This is a genomic window from Cellvibrio sp. 25HG11W-0 (assembly GCF_057815475.1).
The window spans coordinates 2,106,636-2,127,631 of sequence record NZ_CM174230.1; the positions used below are offsets into that span (position 1 = coordinate 2,106,636).

Here is a 20,996-nt window from a genome sequence, read left to right on the forward strand (position 1 = left end):
GCTAAAACGCAGTGCTAAACTGCCTATATTGGAGTTTTTGTGTTAGCATTCGCCCTCAAATTAGTTTTTAGGCGCATTTGACTAAACCCTTACTGGGGTAGCCAAATAATCCGCAAACAAATAGAGCGCATTTTGAGCGCTTTTGCGGGCTTACCAAGAACAAAAGAACTAAAAAAGAACAAAAAATAGACTAATCATATTCTTGGTTGGTCTTATGTAAACAATCCTGCCGTCACCATAATAAGGAAAGCAGTATTCCCATGGTCGAATTCGCTAAAGAAATATCACCGGTTAGTATCGAAGACGAGATGAAGCAGTCCTACCTCGACTACGCCATGAGCGTTATCGTAGGTCGTGCTTTACCCGATGTGCGCGATGGCTTAAAGCCCGTGCATCGCCGTGTTTTGTTCGCCATGAGCGAATTGAAAAACGATTGGAATAAACCCTATAAAAAATCCGCCCGTGTGGTGGGTGATGTAATCGGTAAATACCATCCTCATGGTGATACCGCTGTATACGACACTATCGTACGTATGGCTCAACCATTTTCACTGCGCTATATGCTGGTGGATGGTCAGGGTAACTTCGGCTCGGTAGATGGCGATCGCGCGGCCGCTATGCGTTATACCGAAATCCGTATGTCTAAAATCGCCCATGATCTCTTGGCGGATTTAGATAAAGAAACTGTCGACTTTGTGCCCAACTATGACGGCACTGAGATGATTCCTGCGGTTATGCCAACGCGTATTCCCAATCTTTTGGTGAATGGCTCATCTGGTATCGCCGTAGGCATGGCAACTAATATTCCACCCCATAATTTAGGTGAAGTCGTACGCGGCTGTTTGGCGTTAATTGAAAATGCTGACATCACCGTTGACGAATTGATGGAGTTTATCCCAGGGCCAGACTTCCCTACCGGTGCCATTATTAATGGTCGCGCGGGTATTTTGCAGGCTTATCGCACCGGCCGTGGCAGTATCATTGTGCGTGCCAAGGCAGAAGTTGAGCGGGATGAAAAAACCGGGCGCGAAACAATCATCGTTCATGAAATTCCCTATCAGCTCAACAAGGCGCGTTTGATCGAGCGTATTGCTGAGCTGGTGAAAGAAAAGAAAATTGAAGGCATCAGTGAGCTGCGCGACGAGTCTGATAAAGACGGTATGCGTATCGTTATTGAAGTAAAACGTAATGAATCGGGCGAAGTGTTGCTGAACAACCTGTTCAGCCAAACCCAGTTGCAAACTACCTTCGGCGTTAACGTTGTAGCGCTTGAAGACGGCCAGCCCAAAATTCTCAATCTTAAGCAATTGCTTGAAGCCTTTGTGCGTCACCGCCGCGAAGTAGTTACGCGCCGTACCGTGTATTTGCTACGTAAAGCGCGTGAGCGTGGTCATATATTGGAAGGTCTTGCGGTTGCGATTTCCAATATTGATGAAGTAATTGCCTTAATCAAAAATTCTGCATCACCCGCAGAAGCGAAAGAAGGCCTTATGGTGCGCGGTTGGGATGCGGCAGAAATGGCTCCCTACCTTGAGCGCGCGGGCGAAGATGCCTGTCGCCCTGAAGATTTGGGTACAGAATTTGGCATGCGTGACGGCAGATATTATTTGTCTGCGGCGCAAGCGCAAGCGATTTTGGAATTGCGTCTGCATCGTTTAACCGGCATGGAGCACGATAAGCTGCTTGCTGAGTATGATGAAAAGCTTATTCAAATCGCTGAGTTCCTTGAGATTCTCGGTAATGCTGTACGCCTGATGGAAGTGATTCGCGAAGAGTTAGAGCAGGTCATTACCGACTACGGTGATGAGCGTCGCACTGAGATCATGGCGTCAACCTTAGATTTGACCACTGAAGATTTGATCAACGAAGAAGATCGTGTGGTGACTATTTCTCACGGTGGCTATGCGAAGAGCCAGCCGCTGGATGATTATCAAGCGCAGCGCCGTGGCGGTATGGGTAAATCAGCGACCGCCGTTAAAGATGAAGATTACATACAGCATCTCTTAATCGCCAGCACCCACGATACTATTCTGTTATTTACTAACGCCGGTAAGGTTTATTGGCTAAAAGTTTATATGATCCCAGTGGCGGGCCGTCAAGCGCGCGGTCGCCCGGTAGTGAATTTACTTAATTTGGATGAGGGTGAGCGCATTACCTCAATCCTACCTGTTAAGTCTTATGACGATGATCATTACATTTTCATGGCGACCGCCAAAGGTACTGTGAAGAAAACAGTACTGAGCCAGTTTGCGCGTCAACGTAGTGTTGGCTTGCGTGCAATTGAATTGGATGAAGGCGACACCCTTGTGGGCACAGCCATTACCGATGGTAATTGTGATGTGATTTTGTTTTCAAGCTCAGGTAAGGCGGCTCGTTTCCGTGAATCACAAGTTCGCGCCATGGGTAGAACATCGCGCGGTGTGCGGGGTATTCGCATAAGTGATGAACAGCGTGTGGTGGGTATGGTTATCCCCATGGAAAATGGTCAAGTGCTTACTGTGAGTGAACATGGCTATGGCAAGCGTACCGAAGTCGGTGAGTTCCCTGCTAAAGGTCGTGGCTCGCAAGGTGTCATTGGCATGCAAACAACGGATCGTAACGGCCCGTTAGTTGGTGCAGTGCAGGTGTTCGACGGAGAAGAAATCATGTTGATTTCTGATCAGGGCACTATGGTTCGCACGCGTGTTGATGAGGTCTCTGTGTTGAGTCGTAATACGCAAGGCGTTCGTCTTATTAAGCTTAAAGATGGCGAGCACATGCAAGGCTTGGAACGTATCGAAGAATCTGCCGATGAAAGTGTCAAACGCGAATTGGCGCATTCTGCCGAAGGTGATAAAGAACCTTCTGATGATGGTGTTGATGACGAGGTCATACTCGACGATAAGACCTCTGAAGATGAAACTGATAGCAGCAGTGATGAGTAATTAGATGTCTGTTGAACCAACTGAATTGGAAAAATTGCTCGCGCTGCGCAATCAAATTGATGCGCTAGACGAAGAAATAGGTCGCCTTATTTCTGCGCGAGCTGCTTGTGCGCAACAAGTGGCTGATGTCAAAAAGGCAAGTTTGCCAGAGGATGCGCAAATTTTGTTTTATCGCCCTGAGCGTGAGGCGCAAGTATTGCGTAAGGCCATGGAGCGAAATCAGGGGCCGCTCAGCAACGAAGAGATGGCGCGCCTGTTTCGTGAAATCATGTCTGCCTGTTTGGCGTTAGAGAATCCTATCAAGGTGGCTTATCTCGGCCCTGAAGGCACGTTTACCCAGCAGGCAACGCTCAAGCATTTCGGTCACTCTGCTATAGCGCTGCCGTTTGCTGCGATTGATGAAGTGTTTCGTGAGGTAGAAGCCGGCGCTGTTAATTATGGTGTGGTGCCTGTTGAAAACTCTACCGAGGGTGTGGTCAATCACACGCTCGATAATTTCATGGCGTCAAATTTAAAAATTTGCGGCGAAGTGGAATTGCGTATCCATCACAATTTGATGGTTTCTGATGTAACTAATACCAATAACATTACCCGTATTTACTCTCACTCCCAATCGCTTGCACAATGCCGTAAATGGCTTGATGCACACTATCCTCATGCAGAGCGGGTAGCTGTGAGTTCCAATGCGGAAGCAGCCAAACGTATTAAGGGTGAGTGGAATTCGGCGGCGATTGCCGGCAGCATGGCCGCCGAGTTATATGGCTTGACCCTGATTGCTGAAAAAATAGAAGATCAGCCTGATAACTCCACCCGCTTTTTGATTATTGGGGCTCAGTCCGTACCTGCCAGCAGTGTCGATAAGACCTCTATTGTGGTTGCTATGCGCAATGAGCCTGGCGCACTACATAATTTGCTCGAGCCATTTCACCGCCATCATATTGATTTAACCCGTGTCGAATCGCGTCCGTCTCGCACTGGCGTTTGGAACTATGTGTTCTTTATTGATTTTGCCGGCCATGTGGATGATGTGTTGATAGGTGATCTTATAAAAGAAGTGGCTGGTCGCTGTGCAGATTTGAAGCTTTTGGGCTCTTACCCTAAAGCTGTGCTGTGATTTTCTCATGACGTCAACTTCTTCAGTTCAACCCGTTATTGCCGTTCCCTTGATCAATAAGCTGGTGATTATTGGTATAGGGCTTATTGGAGGCAGCCTTGCAACGGGTTTAAAGCAGCGTGGTGCCTGCACCGAAGTGATTGGTATAGCGCGTCGTGCGGAAACCTGCGCGCAAGCCGTTGCGCTCGGGGTTGTGGATCGCGCCTTTTGTTCGCTGCAAGAAATTGCAGGTGAGCTGGGGGCGGGCGATGTCATTTTTATTGCCGTACCTACACTTTCCGTTACGGCTGTTTTGCAGGACATTAATGATTTTATTTCCGCCGATGTTACGATTACCGATGGTGCTAGCGTAAAAGGCAGTGTTGAGCGTGCGGCAATAGATGTATTTGGTAAGGTTCCAGCTCAGTTTATATTGGGGCACCCGATAGCTGGATCAGAAAAAAGTGGCGTAACTGCCGCTAATCCTAATCTTTATGAACACCACCGCGTTATTCTCACACCTGTTCCCAATAATGATCCAGCCCACATAGCGCGAGTTACCCATATGTGGGAGCGGGTTGGTGCTGAAGTGCTCAGTATGAGCGTGACGGAACATGATGAGGTCTTAGCTGCAACCAGTCATTTACCCCATGCCATAGCTTATTCCTTGGTGGATACCCTAGCGCAGGATATCGCAAACCCAAATATATTCCGCTATGCCGCCGGTGGTTTTCGCGACTTTACGCGTATCGCATCGAGCGATCCAGTTATGTGGCACGATATAATGCGCGCAAATAAATCTGCAGTATTGCAGTCCTTGGATATGTTTATTGCCAACCTTATGCGGATGCGCAAGGGCATAGAGCAGGAGGATAGCGCCTATTTGTTGGAAGTTTTTTCGCGGGCTAAAAGCACGCGCGATCAATTCACGCAAATGCTTGCAGAGCAAAAAGGTACGGATTTTCCACCTAAAAACACCAACATATCTAACCCTTAGATGGTGAGTTGCACTGCTGGTTATAACCATAGAAGTAATTAGTCATTAAAACTAGGCGATTAGCTGTATATAATCGCCGCCATCCGACCTCCGGGTCAGTCAAACATCGTATTCATCCATATTGGTAGTCTCCTAATGTCAAACTACAACTTGACTCACTTGAAGCAGTTAGAAGCTGAAAGTATTCATATTATTCGTGAAGTCGCCGCTGAATTTGATAACCCCGTGATGCTTTATTCCGTAGGAAAAGATTCTGCGGTCATGATACATCTGACTATGAAAGCATTTTTCCCTGGCAAACCACCATTTCCGTTATTGCATGTGGATACCACGTGGAAATTCCGCGAGATGATCGAGTTTCGCGATCAGCGCGTTAAGGAATTAGGTTGGGACTTGATTGTGCATATCAATCAAGAAGGCGTTGATATGGGGGTAGGGCCTTTTACCCACGGCAGTGCTAAGCACACCGATATCATGAAAACCCAAGGGTTAAAGCAGGCGCTCAATAAATATGGTTTTGATGCTGCTTTTGGTGGCGCGCGCCGCGACGAAGAAAAATCGCGCGCAAAAGAGCGTGTTTATTCCTTTCGTGATAAAAATCATCGCTGGGACCCTAAAAATCAGCGCCCAGAGTTGTGGAATATTTATAACGGACGCGTGGATAAGGGTGAAAGCATTCGTGTTTTCCCATTGTCGAACTGGACGGAGTTAGATATTTGGCAGTACATCCATTTGGAAAATATCCCAATTGTACCGCTCTATTTTGCCGCTAAGCGCCCAGTTGTTGAGCGCGACGGCACTTTAATAATGGTTGATGACGACCGTATGCCGATAGGGCCAGACGATAAAGTTGAGGAGCGCATGGTGCGTTTCCGTACGCTCGGTTGTTACCCTCTCACGGGTGCAGTGGAGTCAGAGGCGGGTACCTTGCCTGAAATTATTCAAGAGATGTTGTTGACCACGACTTCTGAGCGTCAGGGGCGCGTGATAGATCACGATAGTTCGGGCTCTATGGAAAAGAAAAAGCAAGAAGGTTACTTCTAGTATTTTCGTCAGCCTAGCCTTGGCAAACGCCACTATTTAATACTTACAACAGTTAGCGATTGTAAAAGAGATCACTATGAGTCATCAGTCAGAATTAATTGCCGAAGATATTAATGCCTATCTTGCGCAACATGAGCAAAAAGAATTATTGCGTTTTTTAACCTGCGGTAGCGTCGATGATGGCAAAAGCACCCTTATAGGTCGCTTGCTGCATGATTCTAAAATGATCTACGAAGATCAGTTGGAGGCCGTGCGCTCCGACAGCACCAAGCATGGTACTACCGGCGAAAAAATTGACTTGGCACTGTTGGTTGATGGCTTGCAAGCTGAGCGTGAGCAAGGTATCACCATTGATGTTGCTTACCGCTATTTTTCCACTTCTAAGCGCAAATTTATTATTGCAGACACTCCGGGGCATGAGCAGTACACGCGCAATATGGCGACGGGTGCATCTACTTGCGACCTCGCAATTATTTTGATCGATGCGCGTTATGGTGTTGTTACTCAAACGCGCCGTCACAGCTATATCGCTTCACTGTTGGGTATTAAGCATATTGTTGTCGCTATCAATAAAATGGATTTATTGGAATTTAGTGAAAGTGTGTTTGAAAAAATTAAGGCAGATTATTTGGCTTTCGCACAAAGCCTTGGAATGCAGAATGTAATGTTTGTGCCCATGTCAGCGCTCGATGGTGACAATGTGGTAAATCGCTCGGAGCGCGCGCCTTGGTATAGCGGCCAAACCCTAATAGAAATTTTGGAAAATGTACCTATAGCGGCTGATAAAAACTATGCAGACTTCCGTTTTCCTGTGCAGTATGTCAATCGCCCTAATTTAAATTTCCGTGGGTTTTGTGGCAATGTTTCTTCGGGCGTTGTTCGCGTTGGCGATACCATCAGAGTCTTGCCTTCAGGTAAAACAAGCAAGGTGAAATCGCTGGTTACCTATGACGGTGATCTGCAAGAAGCATTTGCTGGTCAGGCGATCACAATTACTTTGATGGATGAAATTGATGTAAGCCGTGGCGATGTATTGGTATTGGCGGACGATCTTGTACCGCAGTCCAACCATTTAAAGGCACACATAGTATGGATGGCAGAAAAGGCAGTCAGCCCAAATACTGATTATCTTTTTAAGTTTTCCAGTAAATTGGTGGCCGGTAAACTTTCAGCAATTGATTATCGGATTGATGTGAATACTCAGGAGCATTTATCTGTTGCTGAGCTGCAGCTCAATGATATTGCAGTGGTGGATTTGCTTTTGACTCAAAATGTGGTTGCGGATAGCTACAATATTAATCGTGCAACAGGTGCTTTTATTGTGATTGATCGCCTTACTAATATTACCGTGGGGGCGGGTATGGTGGTGCGTCAGCTTGAGGCAGAAGCACTCCAAGTCTCAACTAATTTTAGCGAGTTTGAAATTGAGTTAAATGCTTTAGTGCGCAAGCACTTCCCACATTGGGATGCGGTAGATTTAAAGAAGCTGCTGGCTAAGTAGTATTGGTGCTTTGCAAAACCATTCGTTTTGTTGCTGGAGTATTTCGATGCAATCAAAACGAATGGTTTTTTATTGGCGCATTTTTTTGTAAGTTTTGGCTTACATGATTTTCAGCAAAAAACCAATTGGTAAGATGTGAAATATTGGCTAATCTAGCTTTGCGCGCAGCAGATAGGTTGCGTGTAAATAACTTAATTACTTACATGGAGTTGACCAATGAAATATTTCTTAGCTTTTTTGTCCACTGCAATTCTTTCCCTCGCTATAGTTCCTGCCGCTAACGCCCTCGAAGTAACTGATCCAGTAAAAAGCGAAGTTACTGCCGCTGCTCAACAGGAGATGGTTAATATTAATACAGCTGACGTATCGGCTTTGACACAGTTAAAGGGAATTGGCGTCAAGAAGGCGGAGGCCATAGTGGCTTGGCGCGAAGCCAATGGTAAATTCACCACGGTTGAGCAATTAACAGAAGTGAAAGGTATTGGCCCTGCTACATTGGAGGCTAATCGCACGAAAATTCAAATTTGATCAATTAGCGGTTAAGGAGCTACGTTAGTCCGTGAATTTTACCCAGCGATTTGTTTTAATAGCACCCGAGCTGCAAAGCTCGGGTTTTTTATTTTCTAAGAGGGTATTTCATGCAAACTGCAGGTCCGCGCATTTTGGTAGCAATGGATTTTGATAATGCAGAGGATTGTCTGGCAATGGCGCGTCGCCTGTCTCCCGGCGATTGTCGTCTCAAGGTGGGCAAGGAGCTCTTTACTGCCTGCGGCCCAGTAATAGTTGAAAAGCTAATGGCTCTGGGCTTTGAGATATTTCTCGATTTGAAGTTTCACGATATTCCTAATACAACGGCTAAGGCAGTAAAAGCAGCTGCTGAGCTGGGTGTATGGATGGTAAATGTTCACGCGTCTGGTGGTGAGCGTATGCTGAATGCTGCACGCGAGGCTTTAATTGTACGGGCAGGCCCCAATCCACTTTTAATCGCGGTGACTGTACTGACAAGTATGGAGCAGGCAGATTTACAGGCCGTTGGTATTGAGCAGACGCCTGAGCAGCAGGTCATGCGTCTTGCTAGGCTCACCCAGCGCTCGGGGCTCGATGGTATTGTTTGTTCTGCACAAGAGGCTAGCCTGATGCGCGGTGAATTTGGGTCGGATTTTTGTTTGGTGACGCCTGGTATCCGCTTGCCATCTTCTCCAGCTGACGATCAGCGTCGCACCCTGACACCTGCGGCAGCTTTAGCCGCAGGCAGCAGTTATCTAGTTATTGGTCGTCCCATCACGCAATCACTTGATCCGGTAGCTACCTGTCGTCAGATCATTACATCACTTACTGAATAGACAGAGGCATGATCTTGAGCGAACTATCTGTTTCATCCCCGTTTGTCGTAACCATTGATGGCCCAAGTGGCTCAGGTAAGGGTACTTTAAGCAAAATGTTAGCTAAGGAGCTGGGCTTTCATTTGTTAGACAGCGGCGCACTCTATCGTTTGGTTGCATTGGCTGCTATGCAACAGCAGGTCGAGTTAACTGATCAGGCCGCTGTCGCTGCAACGGCCTCAAGCTTGGATGTATATTTTGATGTGTCTTCAGAGCCAACGCGTATTTTATTGGCGGAACAAGATGTAACCAATGCAATTCGTCGTGAAGAAGTGGGTATGAATGCATCAGTTGTGGCCGCCTATCCGCCTGTCAGGCAGGCATTACTTGAACGTCAGCGTGTCTTTGCTACCATGCCGGGCCTTATTGCCGATGGTCGTGACATGGGCACTATGGTTTTCCCTCTCGCTCAGGTAAAGGTATTTTTGACAGCAAGTGCAGAAGCGCGTGCAGATCGCCGCTATAAACAATTATTGGCGAGTGGGCAAAACGTCGATATGGCCGTGTTGGTGAATGATATCCGCGAACGTGATGAGCGCGATACGCAGCGCAGTGTGTCGCCTTTAAAAGCGGCTGGTGATGCGCTGGTAATAGACAGCACTCTGCTTAGTGTTTCTGATGTTTTTAACCAAATAATGAATTTAGTGCGCGTTCGTTGTTAATTATGTTGAGTGTCAACAAATCGTAAGAATGGGACACTAGTTTACTCTTTGCTTAGTGTGGCTCTCTGTAACATATAGTTTTGATGACTATGCTGGGATCGCTTAAGTCAAGGCTGTGAGCTACTGATAGTGTGTAACCTAATAGAAAAATTATAAAGCCATAGTAATTGGCATGCGATTTGAACCAAAAAGATTAGCTTTTATTAAAAAGAGCAACAGCGATGATTCGGATTGAACTTCAACCTCGTAATGGAATCTTTGGAAATGCCCATGAATCTAACCTGTTTTAAAGCCTACGATATACGTGGCAAGCTCGGTACAGAGCTCAATGAAGAAATTGCTTATAGAATTGGTCGAGCTTACGCTCAATATTTACGTCCTAAATCAGTCGTCGTAGGGGGGGATGTTCGGCTTACCAGCAAGTCTTTAAAGGAGGCACTGAGTAACGGTTTGCGCGATCAGGGTGCAAATGTAATAGATATTGGCATGTGCGGCACAGAAGAAATCTATTTCGCCACCAGCCACTTAAACGTAGATGGCGGTATTGTTGTTACTGCCAGTCATAATCCAATTGATTACAATGGGCTTAAATTGGTTCGCGAAGGCTCCCGCCCTATTAGTGGTGATACGGGCCTGAATGAAATTAAACGCCTTGCGGAAGAAAATAAATTTGCTTCTGTCGATGCTGCTCAGCGCGGGCAATACACTGAACAATCCACGCTTGCTGCCTATATCGAACATTTGATGACCTATGTTGATCCTGCGCAGCTAAAACCGCTTAAGCTTGTGGTCAATGCGGGTAATGGTGCGGCGGGTCATGTTATTGATGCTATAGAGCGCTTCTTACCTTTTGAATTCATCAAGGTACACCACGAACCGGACGGCACCTTCCCGAACGGCATTCCAAACCCATTGTTGGTCGATAATCGTGCAGCGACGGGAGATGCAGTCATTGCCGCGGGTGCTGATATGGGGATTGCGTGGGATGGTGATTTTGATCGCTGCTTTCTCTTTGATGAGCGCGGTGAATTCGTCGAAGGGTATTATATTGTTGGGCTTTTGGCGGAAGCTTTTTTATTGAAAAATCCAGGCGCTAAGATTATTCATGATCCTCGATTGACATGGAATACTCAGGATATTGCACAGGTTAATGGTGGGAGCGCGATTCAATCCAAAACAGGCCATGCCTTTATCAAAGAGCGTATGCGTGCAGAGGATGCTGTATACGGTGGAGAAATGAGCGCACATCATTATTTTCGCGATTTCTTCTATTGTGATAGCGGTATGATTCCTTGGCTGTTAGTGTGCGAACTCCTGTCGCGTAAATCACAAACGCTTTCTAGTCTACTTGAAGATCGGATTGCTAAATTCCCTTCTCCTGGCGAAATTAATAGTTATATTGCGGAGCCTGCCAAAGCGATTGAAAAAGTTTTGGTGCAATATTCAGGGCAAGCGCTAAGCATCGATAAAACCGATGGTATAAGTTTAGAATTTGCCGATTGGCGCTTTAATTTAAGAATGTCTAATACTGAGCCAGTCGTGCGTTTGAATGTTGAAAGCCGAGCTGATAAAAATTTGGTGGACATCAAAACTAAAGAGATATTAGCGCTGCTAAATAGTTAGCGGCGCTCCCTTAACAATCAAAAGGTCACAAGGATCCACACATGCAAATTAAAAAAGCAGTGATTCCCGTAGCAGGATTGGGAACGCGTATGTTGCCGGCGACTAAGGCGATACCGAAAGAGATGTTACCTGTTGTTGACAAACCTCTCATTCAATATGTTATTGAAGAAGCGGCTGCTGCTGGTATTAAGGAAATCGTATTAGTCACTCACGCCAGTAAAAATGCCATTGAAAACCATTTTGATACGAGCTTTGAGTTGGAGGCGCAATTAGAAGCTCGTTTAAAGCGGTCTTTGTTGGCAGAAGTGCGGTCCATTACGCCACCTGGTTTGACGGTGATTTCCGTTCGTCAGGCGGAAGCAAAGGGTTTGGGGCATGCAATTTTGGCCGCAAAGGCGGTAGTGGGGGATGAGCCTTTTGCTGTGTTATTGCCTGATGTGCTGGTCGATAATGCTCAATGCAATTTGAAGCAAGACAACCTTGCAGGCATGACAAGACGTTTTGAAGAAACGGGCTTTAGCCAGATTTTGGTGGAGCAGGTTCCGCAAGAGCTGGTCGACAAGTATGGTGTGGTTGATTGTAAAGGGGTGCAAATTCCAGCAGGGCAAACTGCGGCTATCAGTGCCATGGTTGAAAAACCGCCAATAGATGAAGCTCCCTCAAACATGGCTATAGTCGGGCGGTATGTTCTCTCTAGCACGGTGTGGGAACTTTTGGCGAAAACTATGCCGGGTGCAGGTGGCGAAATACAGTTAACAGATGCGCTAGATGCCCTGTTAGGTCTAGAGACGGTAGAGGCCTACCAGCTGGTGGGACGAAGTCATGACTGCGGCACTAAGATTGGATATGCCATGGCGAATGTTATTTATGCAGAGCGCCATCCTGCGATAGGTGATGAATTTCGTGAGTTTTTGGCTGAGCGAGCTATAGCTAAAAAGTAGCCTTGGATTTCGATGTTTAAGTTTATTTTCTTTAAGGAGCGTTGAATTGATAGTTCCTATTATTCTTGCTGGTGGCTCTGGAACGCGCCTCTGGCCGCTCTCCCGTCAGCACTACCCTAAGCAACTATTGAAGTTGTTTGGTGAGCAGACAATGCTGCAGCAAACCTTATTGCGCCTAGTTGGGTTGCCTGAGTTGGCGCCGCCCATAGTGGTGTGTAATACCGAACACCGTTTTATGGTGGCGGAGCAACTGCAAGAAATAGGGCAGCAAGATGCCTCCATCATTTTGGAGCCGGTAGCGCGCAATACGGCTCCGGCGTTAACAGTTGCTGCTCTACATGCTCGCAGTTTGCATCAAGATCCTGTGTTATTGGTTTTGTCTGCGGATCACATGATTCGTGATATATCAATATTTCAAACCGCTGTTAATCGTGCAATTGCAGCTGCAAATCTCGGTTATTTAGCTACCTTTGGTGTTAATCCTACTCGCCCAGAAACAGGTTATGGCTATATCAAAACGGCTAGCAGCTCGTCAGGAGTTGCAAGTGAAAATTTTTTGCCGGTCATTGAATTTGTTGAAAAGCCTAATGCTACTACAGCAGAGGCCTATCTGGCGGAAGGTTGTTATTATTGGAACTCCGGCATGTTCGTATTTCAGGCGAGCGTGTTCTTGAGTGAACTCCAACAGCAGAGTCCTGATGTGGTTGTAACCGCTGAGCAAGCTAAAGCATGTGCTGTGCAAGATTTAGATTTTATTCGTGTTGACCCTGAGGCATTTGCTGCATCGCCTAATATTTCCATTGACTATGCGCTTATGGAAAAAAGCTCGAATGTTGTTTGTATTCCCCTCGATGCAGGTTGGAGTGATGTGGGTGACTGGAAGTCTTTTTGGGAATTGTCTGGGAAAGACGCGGCAGGTAACAGTTTGATTGGTGATAGCATCGATATAGGTTCAACTAATACGCTCGTGTTTTCGCGCGATAAATTAGTGGCAACCTTAGGGGTTGATAATCTACTGATTATTAATACACCGGATGCGGTCTTGGTAGCCAATAAAAATAAAGCCCAAGAAGTTAAGGCGCTTATTGCGCAAATCGAATCTCAAAAGCGCTCTGAACATTTGCAACATCGCGAAATCTATCGCCCCTGGGGTTGTTATGATGCGATTGATGATGGTGATCGATATCAGGTAAACCGTATAAGGGTTAAGCCGGGTGCAAGTTTGTCATTACAGTTGCATCATCATCGCGCTGAGCACTGGATAGTCGTGAAGGGCACTGCGTTAGTTCAAAAAGGCGATGAAACTATTTTGTTGTCGGAAAATGAGTCAACGTACATTCCTGTGGGAACCCGACATCGATTGAGTAATCCTGGGAAAATTCCTTTAGAAATAGTAGAAGTGCAGTCTGGCCCTTATTTGGCTGAAGACGATGTCATACGCTATGAAGATAGTTATGGGCGCACTTAAGGTGGCGAGAGAGCCGAACGAAAGATTCTTTTAATTGAATATCTAGGAAGTTTCCAATGAAAGTAACAGTTTTTGGTACAGGTTATGTCGGTTTAGTGACGGGCACATGCTTGGCTGATGTTGGGCACGACGTGCTCTGCGTCGATATTGATCAGCGTAAGGTAGATAATCTCAAAAATGGGATAATTCCGATTTTTGAGCCGGGTCTAGATACTATCGTTAAGCAAGCTGTGCAGAATGGCATGTTAAATTTCACTACGGATATGGATCAAGCTGTTGCGCACGGCGAGTTGCAATTTATCGCTGTGGGAACACCTTCAGGTGAAGATGGTTCTGCCGACCTTCAGTACGTGGTGGCTGTTGCAAAAACAATTGGCCAGCGTATGAATGGCTATAAGGTCATCATTAATAAGTCGACAGTACCTATAGGCACTGCCGAAAAAGTATCAGCTGCGGTTGCTCAGGAGTTACAGGCTCGTGAGCTTGGTCTTATGTTTGATGTGGTTTCTAATCCTGAGTTTTTAAAAGAGGGTGCTGCCGTCACTGATTTTATGAAGCCTGATCGCATTGTGGTAGGTACCGACAGCGAGCAAGCCGAAAAGCTTCTCACGGAGCTTTATGCGCCTTTTAACCGCAATCACAACCGTATGATTTTTATGGATGTGCGCTCAGCTGAGCTCACGAAATATGCGGCTAATGCAATGTTGGCGACCAAAATTAGCTTTATTAATGAGATGGCCAACTTAGCCGAGCTGTTAGGGGCAGATATTGAAAAAGTGCGCAATGGCATAGGTGCTGATCCACGTATCGGCTATCATTTTATCTATCCTGGCTGCGGTTATGGTGGCTCTTGCTTTCCTAAAGATGTGAAAGCTTTGATTAAAATTGCGAAAAATGTTGATTATTCCGCGGACTTAATGGAAGCGGTGGACAAGGTCAATCAGGCGCAAAAGAGTAAACTGTTCAATTACATAGAAAAACATTTCGGAACGGATTTGAAGGGCAAGACTTTTGCGGTTTGGGGGTTGTCTTTTAAGCCTAATACAGATGATATGCGCGAAGCACCTAGTCGTGTTCTCATGGAGGCTCTGTGGGCGGCTGGCGCTAAGGTGCAAGCCTATGATCCTGTTGCCATGGAGGAAACCCAAGAGATTTATGGGTTGCGCGAAGATCTTAAGTTGGTAGGGACCAAAGAAGCTGCGTTAGAAAAGGCAGATGCTTTAGTGATTTGTACTGAATGGAAGAACTTCAGGGCGCCAAACTTCGATTTGATTAAGTCTTCGTTGGTCAACCCTGTAATATTCGACGGACGCAACCTCTATGAGCCGGAGCGCATGCAAGAAGCTGGCTTTGCTTATTACGCAGTGGGGCGCGGCAAGAGCGTTAAAGTTTTTTAAGGCGTCTAGTCTGTGCTTGCCTTATGGGTGTGGCCGTGGTAACTAAATCACACAAACAAAACCCCCGTAACCCGTGTTGCGGGGGTTTTGTTTGTGTGGAAACTCTTTAATGAGGTCCTTTATTATACGCTGGAGCTGATTTCTGAAGGTTCCTAAGATATTGATATATAAGGCTCATTCTGCTACCCTCTCGCACCTGCTGATTGTCTGACGCTTTGGTTTTAAGCAAATTTGATATTTCAGCAGCGGTGAGGGCTGTCAAACCCAGCCTGAGGGGGCCCTTGCCTCACATTAATTGACCCGCGTGACTGGCCGTGCGGAATGAACAGGGTGTTTATTTTTACATCTGTGTTTCTACTTTATAGGTATTACCAATGAGTATGACTGAAAGTTTTGCTGAGTTATTTGAAGAGAGTTTAAAGACCGTTGATATGGTGCCAGGCACTATTATTACCGGCGTAGTTATCGATATTGATAAGGACTGGGTGACTGTTCACGCCGGCCTGAAATCAGAAGGTGTTATTCCTACTGAACAATTCCGCAATGAATTGGGTGAGTTAAATCTCCAAATCGGTGACGAAGTTCAAGTAGCTCTGGAAAGCGTTGAAGATGGTTTTGGTGAGACTAAATTGTCTCGTGAAAAAGCTAAGCGCGCTGAAGCGTGGAAAATTCTTGAAGCAGCACATGTTGCTGAAGAAGTTATCAAAGGTGTTATTAACGGTAAGGTTAAAGGTGGTTTCACTGTTGACGTTGCTGGTATTCGTGCCTTCCTTCCGGGCTCATTGGTTGATGTTCGCCCTGTGCGCGAAACAACTCACCTTGAAGGCAAAGAGCTTGAATTCAAAGTTATAAAATTAGACCAAAAGCGCAACAACGTTGTTGTTTCTCGCCGAGCGGTGCTTGAACAAGCCAACTCTGTTGAGCGCGATGAATTGTTGGCTACCTTGCAGGAAGGTCAAGCTGTTAAAGGTATCGTTAAAAACCTTACCGACTACGGCGCTTTCGTTGATTTGGGCGGCGTAGATGGTCTGTTGCACATCACCGATATGGCATGGAAGCGCATTAAGCACCCAGGCGAAATCGTGAATGTTGGCGACGAGATCGATGTTAAAGTATTGAAATTCGACCGTGAGCGTAACCGCGTATCCTTGGGCTTGAAGCAATTGGGTGAAGATCCATGGATTCAAATCACCAAGCGTTACCCAGAAGGCGCTCGTGTGAAAGCAAAAGTAACCAATTTGACTGATTACGGCTGCTTCGCAGAGTTGGAAGAAGGTGTTGAAGGTTTGATCCACGTTTCTGAAATGGATTGGACCAACAAAAATATTCATCCTTCAAAAGTTGTTCAATTGGGCGACGAAATTGAAGTGATGGTACTGGATATCGATGAAGAGCGTCGTCGTATTTCTCTTGGCTTAAAGCAATGTCAAGAAAATCCATGGGATGCATTTGCTCGCACCTGTGCGAAAGGCGATAAAATCAGCGGCAAGATTAAATCTATCACTGACTTTGGTATCTTTATTGGTCTTGATGGCGGTATCGATGGTTTGGTTCACTTGTCTGATATTTCTTGGCACGAAGCTGGCGAAGAAGCTGTACGTAAGTACAAGAAAGGCGATGAGTTGGAAACTGTTGTATTGGCAATTGATCCAGAGCGCGAGCGCATTTCTTTGGGTATCAAGCAACTTGAAACCGATCCATTCTCAGAATACGTTTCTGTAAATGATAAGGGCGCTGTTGTTAAAGGTATCGTTAAAGAAGTGGAAGCTAAAGCTGCTGTAATCACCTTGGCGGATGATGTTGAAGCTGTATTGAAAGCGTCTGAGTTAAGTCGTGAGAAAGTAGAAGATGCGCGTAACATCTTGAAAGTAGGTGATGAGGTTGAGGCTAAGATTATTGCAGTGGATCGCAAGAATCGCAGTATCAACTTGTCAGTGAAGTCCAAAGATGTAGAAGAAGAAAAGACTGTGATTAAAGAGCATTCTACCAAGCAAACGGAGCAAGCAGCTCCAACTACCTTGGGTGATTTGATCAAAGCGCAAATGCAAAACAAAGACTAATATTGTTTTGCGATCAGAGGTCGGCATATGCCGGTCTCTGATTTTTTGTTTAAGGTTCTATAGTGTATAAAAGTCTTGCTAGTTGTCACTTTGGATGGTGTGTTTCTGAAGATGTATCGATAATTGATGCATTAAAAGTATCGGGTGACTTTTTATCTGAAGCTGCCTAATAACAGAGAGCGAGTCATGACCAAGTCTGAATTAATTGAATATATTACAGAGAAGCAAAACCAACTTACGATAAAAGATGTTGAAATGTCGGTAAAGTTGTTGCTTGACTATATGTCGGATATTTTGGCATCCGGCGAGCGTATTGAAATCCGAGGTTTTGGGAGCTTTTCGCTTCACTACCGTGCACCACGTACAGGAAGAAACCCTAAAACGGGTGAATCGGTTGTTCTTGAAGGGAAGTATGTCCCTCATTTTAAACCAGGTAAAGAGATGCGCGATCGGGTAAATGAGCGTATCTAGGTTCCAATTTCATTTGATATCTTCTTTTTGCGCTTGCTAAATACAGCGCCCCTTCCCAGTTTTATGTTTTGCGTTATTTTTGAGATCTTCAGGTCAATATTTTATGTTTAAGAAATTATTGGAGGCCTCAAGAACAACTAAGCGTGGAATTTCGTTGTTCTACGATACGCTGGCTATAACCTTAGGTTTGTACTTCTCAGTTTGCTTGCGGTTGGGCGATTTTAGTGTTGTTGTAACTTCTAAAGAGCTCATGGCTTTAGCGTTGACAATTGTTGCTAGTTTAACGATATTTATTCGCATTGGTATGTATCGAGCAATTCTTAGATATATGACTCAGCCCGCAATAGTTACCATTGTAATTGGTGTGTTTTTGTCCGGTGCCGCATTGGCGATTGCGAGTTTTCTAACGTATTCAAAAATTCCCCGCTCAGTGCCTTTCATTTATATCGCAACTACCATGATTCTTATTGGGGGCCCTAGGCTGCTCATGCGTCATATTATTTTGTTGATGGGCAATTTACCCTTGAGGGATACAACACCGGTCATAGTTTATGGGGCCGGTAGAACGGGGCACCAGCTTTTTGTTGCTCTGCAGGATACGGGTTATAGAGTGGTGGCTTTTGTCGATGATAATGTGTCCCTGCATGGCACCTTGTTATCCAATGTGAAAATACACTCCCCCAAGTCTATCCCCAAATTAATGACTGCCACGGGTGCATCTAAATTGCTTTTGGCGCTAGGTAGAAGCTCACATAGTTTGCGCTTGAAGGTTATTAAGCGTTTGGAGCCCTATCATATTAATGTGCAAACCATCCCCGAAATCTCGGATATCTTGTCTGGCAAGGCTAGGATAGAAAATATCCGCGATGTGGATATCGATGATCTTTTAGGGCGTGATGCTGTACAGCCGATGCCTGAATTAATGCTAGGTTCTATTTTAAATAAAGTGGTTATGGTAACGGGCGCGGGTGGTTCTATTGGCGGTGAGTTATGTCGTCAAATCATTGATCTGCAGCCTCGATGTTTAATTTTATTTGACCACAATGAGTACAGTCTTTATCGGATTGAACAGCAGTTGCTTGAAAAATCTGTTGACTCAATCAAGCTGGTGCCCTTATTGGGGTCGGTGCAAAATGGACATTTATTAGAAACTATCATGCGTCGCTATTGCGTGCAGACTATTTATCATGCTGCAGCCTATAAGCATGTCCCATTGGTTGAAAGCAATGTGGTGGAGGGAATGAAAAATAATGTATTGGGTACTTATGAGTGTGCATTGGCTGCAATAAATACCGGCGTCAAACAATTTGTACTTATTTCGACCGATAAGGCTGTTCGTCCAACAAATGTTATGGGGGCATCTAAACGTTTTTCTGAATTATTGCTGCAGGGTTTGGCGCAGAAGCAGAGCGAAACCTCTATTGTTATAGTGCGCTTTGGTAATGTGTTGGATTCTTCGGGTTCAGTGGTGCCACTCTTTCGCAAACAAATTAAAGAGGGTGGGCCAGTTACTGTAACTCACCCCGATATTATTCGCTATTTCATGACGATTCGTGAAGCTGCGCAATTGGTGATTCAAGCTGGCACTATGGGGGAAAGTGGCGACGTTTTGGTTTTGGATATGGGCGAGCCGGTACGTATTGTAGATTTGGCGAAACGTATGATTCACCTTTCTGGATTGTCATTGAGAGATCAGTTTAATATTGACGGTGATATTGAAATCGTTTACACGGGGCTGCGCCCAGGTGAAAAATTGTTCGAAGAATTGTTGGTAGGTAATGATGTCTCGGCGACCATGCATGCGCGTATATTTAGAGCCCGAGAGGTGTTTTTACCTTGGGTTGACATGCATGAATTCCTAATCCGGTTGCGCCATGCATGCGAAAATAGTCAGCAAGAAAAAATCATCGAGTTATTGTCTGCCGTGCCTACAGGTTATGCCAATAAAGAGCGCCTCAAGTCAAAAGCGACGAGCTTGCAAGTTGTGGGTTAAAAGCATTTGGGTTACCCGTTAGGTTGTTACTCTTCCTCCCTTAAGTTTTATGTGAATCCACGTTAGGGGTAGGTAGGCGAGTGTGAGTCCTGCAATGGCATGCAGCCAATCTAGCGATACAGCTAAGGCAAGTGGAAATAGCCAGACAATATTGATGATGATGAGAGAGTTGGTTGCTAGCGTGTGTGATCCTAGGAAGTCTGCAGCCTTTTGATACGCATGAGTTCTATGAGGTAAGTAGAATTTTTGTTTATACGCGATGCGCACTAGTAGAGTTAGGCTGGCGTCAACAATGAAGCCACCTAATAAAATTAACCAGCCTATGAATAGCTCTGGTGATTTTTCGAGCTGCCTGAGTGCGCAGAGTGTAAGAATGAACCCGAGCAATAAACTTCCGGAATCTCCCATAAATAATTTTGCGATGGGGAAGTTCCAGTAGAGAAAACCCGCAGAGCAACCCGCTAATATTAGTAGCAAATAAAAATCTTCCTGATTGTTGTTCGTAAGCCAATAGATGCACCCCATTCCCAGGCAGGCGCAAATAGCCTCGCTTGCGGCTATACCATTTATACCGTCCATAAAATTGTAAAAATTTACGAGAGCAACTAAAAATAGTATTGCACTGCATGCTATTAGCAGATGTAAACCATTGGCCGTCACTTCGTCTGGCCAATTTAGTGCTATGGCTATAGCGCTAATGAGTATTTGTGTGGCTAGGCGTGGCAATACATGAAGGTTAAGGAAGTCATCGCATAGGCCTAATATAAATATGCCGGTGGCGGGAATAAGCACAGAAAGAAAAAGTAATGCGTCAAATTGGGTGCTAAAGCTAAAGAGTCCAAGACTAATAATGAGGCTTGAATATATAGCAATACCACCTCCGCGCGGCGTAGGGATGTTGTGAGAGCTGCGATGGTTGGGTTGGTCGAGTAGATGTTGGGCGAGTAGGTGGATGACAATTTTTGATATTAGATATGCTAAGGCTAGAGCGATTAAGCAAAAGAGGGCTGTGATATACACCAATAGCTCCAGTGAATTAGATGAGAATAGATTTCGGGAGGTCATTCTAGCTGATTTGCATTGTGTTGAATTGGGTCTGTTATTTGAGCCTCATTCGGCGTGAGCTATCTTTTCGCTCTCCATTTTTTAATTAATTGTATTCATGTATTTATTTGGTGCATTAAAGTTTCGTTGTGTTTTTGTTCGGTGCTTTTTTGGGGGTAATTATTGATGCTTTTTTTATAAGTGTATGAATATAAATAGAAAAAAATTTATGGTTTGAATTTTGCTATCCTTTAAATAAATGACTTTATTACCGTATGTAATGAATTTTATGCTTTTTTAAGGTGCGCCTTTTGTTTTTGTTGGCGTGAAATTTAATTTATTTTGCTTTGCTACAGATGTGGCTGTTACAAAATAGGGCGAAAAATCATTTATTCT

At 45.2% G+C, this 20,996-nt stretch carries 16 protein-coding genes; 15 read left to right on the plus strand and 1 reads right to left on the minus strand.

From position 1 onward, the window contains the following. Positions 1 to 260: 260 nt before the first annotated feature. The 15 genes from gyrA to AC0KUT_RS08820 all read left to right on the plus strand — a co-directional run bounded on the left by gyrA (position 261) and on the right by AC0KUT_RS08820 (position 19,556). Positions 261 to 2,924 carry a DNA gyrase subunit A gene (gyrA, locus tag AC0KUT_RS08750; protein WP_488835176.1) on the plus strand — a complete coding sequence of 888 codons (2,664 nt, stop codon included), beginning with the start codon at positions 261 to 263 and terminating at the stop codon, positions 2,922 to 2,924. Positions 2,925 to 2,928: 4 nt separating this feature from the next. Then, complete coding sequence (gene pheA / locus AC0KUT_RS08755) at positions 2,929 to 4,038, plus strand: prephenate dehydratase (RefSeq protein WP_488835178.1); 1,110 nt, start codon at positions 2,929 to 2,931, stop codon at positions 4,036 to 4,038. 7 nt (positions 4,039 to 4,045) lie between these two features. Further along, positions 4,046 to 5,014: a prephenate dehydrogenase/arogenate dehydrogenase family protein gene (locus tag AC0KUT_RS08760; protein WP_488835179.1), complete on the plus strand. Its 969-nt coding sequence runs from the start codon at positions 4,046 to 4,048 to the stop codon at positions 5,012 to 5,014. A 135-nt stretch (positions 5,015 to 5,149) separates the two neighbouring features. Continuing rightward, on the plus strand, positions 5,150 to 6,058 hold the full coding sequence (gene cysD, locus AC0KUT_RS08765; protein WP_488835180.1) for a sulfate adenylyltransferase subunit CysD: 909 nt from the start codon (positions 5,150 to 5,152) through the stop codon (positions 6,056 to 6,058). A 76-nt stretch (positions 6,059 to 6,134) separates the two neighbouring features. Further along, positions 6,135 to 7,559 carry a sulfate adenylyltransferase subunit CysN gene (gene cysN, locus AC0KUT_RS08770; RefSeq protein WP_488835182.1) on the plus strand — a complete coding sequence of 475 codons (1,425 nt, stop codon included), beginning with the start codon at positions 6,135 to 6,137 and terminating at the stop codon, positions 7,557 to 7,559. Between the two features lie 216 nt (positions 7,560 to 7,775). Then, positions 7,776 to 8,087: a ComEA family DNA-binding protein gene (locus AC0KUT_RS08775; protein ID WP_488835184.1), complete on the plus strand. Its 312-nt coding sequence runs from the start codon at positions 7,776 to 7,778 to the stop codon at positions 8,085 to 8,087. 110 nt (positions 8,088 to 8,197) lie between these two features. Then, complete coding sequence (pyrF, locus tag AC0KUT_RS08780; RefSeq protein ID WP_488835186.1) at positions 8,198 to 8,902, plus strand: orotidine-5'-phosphate decarboxylase; 705 nt, start codon at positions 8,198 to 8,200, stop codon at positions 8,900 to 8,902. 8 nt (positions 8,903 to 8,910) lie between these two features. After that, positions 8,911 to 9,603, plus strand: a complete 693-nt coding sequence (cmk, locus tag AC0KUT_RS08785; protein WP_488835188.1) for a (d)CMP kinase — start codon at positions 8,911 to 8,913, stop codon at positions 9,601 to 9,603. Positions 9,604 to 9,873: 270 nt separating this feature from the next. Next, positions 9,874 to 11,226 carry a phosphohexomutase domain-containing protein gene (locus AC0KUT_RS08790; protein WP_488835190.1) on the plus strand — a complete coding sequence of 451 codons (1,353 nt, stop codon included), beginning with the start codon at positions 9,874 to 9,876 and terminating at the stop codon, positions 11,224 to 11,226. Between the two features lie 41 nt (positions 11,227 to 11,267). Then, a complete protein-coding gene (gene galU, locus AC0KUT_RS08795; RefSeq protein ID WP_488835192.1) occupies positions 11,268 to 12,167 on the plus strand; it encodes a UTP--glucose-1-phosphate uridylyltransferase GalU in 900 nt (299 codons plus the stop codon). A 46-nt stretch (positions 12,168 to 12,213) separates the two neighbouring features. Continuing rightward, positions 12,214 to 13,635, plus strand: coding sequence for a mannose-1-phosphate guanylyltransferase/mannose-6-phosphate isomerase (locus tag AC0KUT_RS08800; RefSeq protein WP_488835194.1), 1,422 nt, complete (start codon positions 12,214 to 12,216; stop codon positions 13,633 to 13,635). 56 nt (positions 13,636 to 13,691) lie between these two features. Next, positions 13,692 to 15,032, plus strand: coding sequence for a UDP-glucose dehydrogenase family protein (locus AC0KUT_RS08805; protein WP_488835196.1), 1,341 nt, complete (start codon positions 13,692 to 13,694; stop codon positions 15,030 to 15,032). Between the two features lie 380 nt (positions 15,033 to 15,412). Then, positions 15,413 to 17,092, plus strand: coding sequence for a 30S ribosomal protein S1 (gene rpsA, locus AC0KUT_RS08810; protein WP_488835688.1), 1,680 nt, complete (start codon positions 15,413 to 15,415; stop codon positions 17,090 to 17,092). A 186-nt stretch (positions 17,093 to 17,278) separates the two neighbouring features. Next, the gene (gene ihfB, locus AC0KUT_RS08815; RefSeq protein ID WP_488835198.1) at positions 17,279 to 17,563 is read left to right on the plus strand and encodes an integration host factor subunit beta; all 285 of its coding nucleotides are present in this window, start codon (positions 17,279 to 17,281) and stop codon (positions 17,561 to 17,563) included. Positions 17,564 to 18,050: 487 nt separating this feature from the next. Continuing rightward, on the plus strand, positions 18,051 to 19,556 hold the full coding sequence (locus AC0KUT_RS08820; RefSeq protein WP_488835200.1) for a polysaccharide biosynthesis protein: 1,506 nt from the start codon (positions 18,051 to 18,053) through the stop codon (positions 19,554 to 19,556). An 18-nt stretch (positions 19,557 to 19,574) separates the two neighbouring features. On the opposite strand, the gene AC0KUT_RS08825 is transcribed toward AC0KUT_RS08820, so the two are convergent. Then, positions 19,575 to 20,576: an MraY family glycosyltransferase gene (locus tag AC0KUT_RS08825; RefSeq protein ID WP_488835202.1), complete on the minus strand. Its 1,002-nt coding sequence runs from the start codon at positions 20,574 to 20,576 to the stop codon at positions 19,575 to 19,577. Positions 20,577 to 20,996 lie beyond the last annotated feature (420 nt).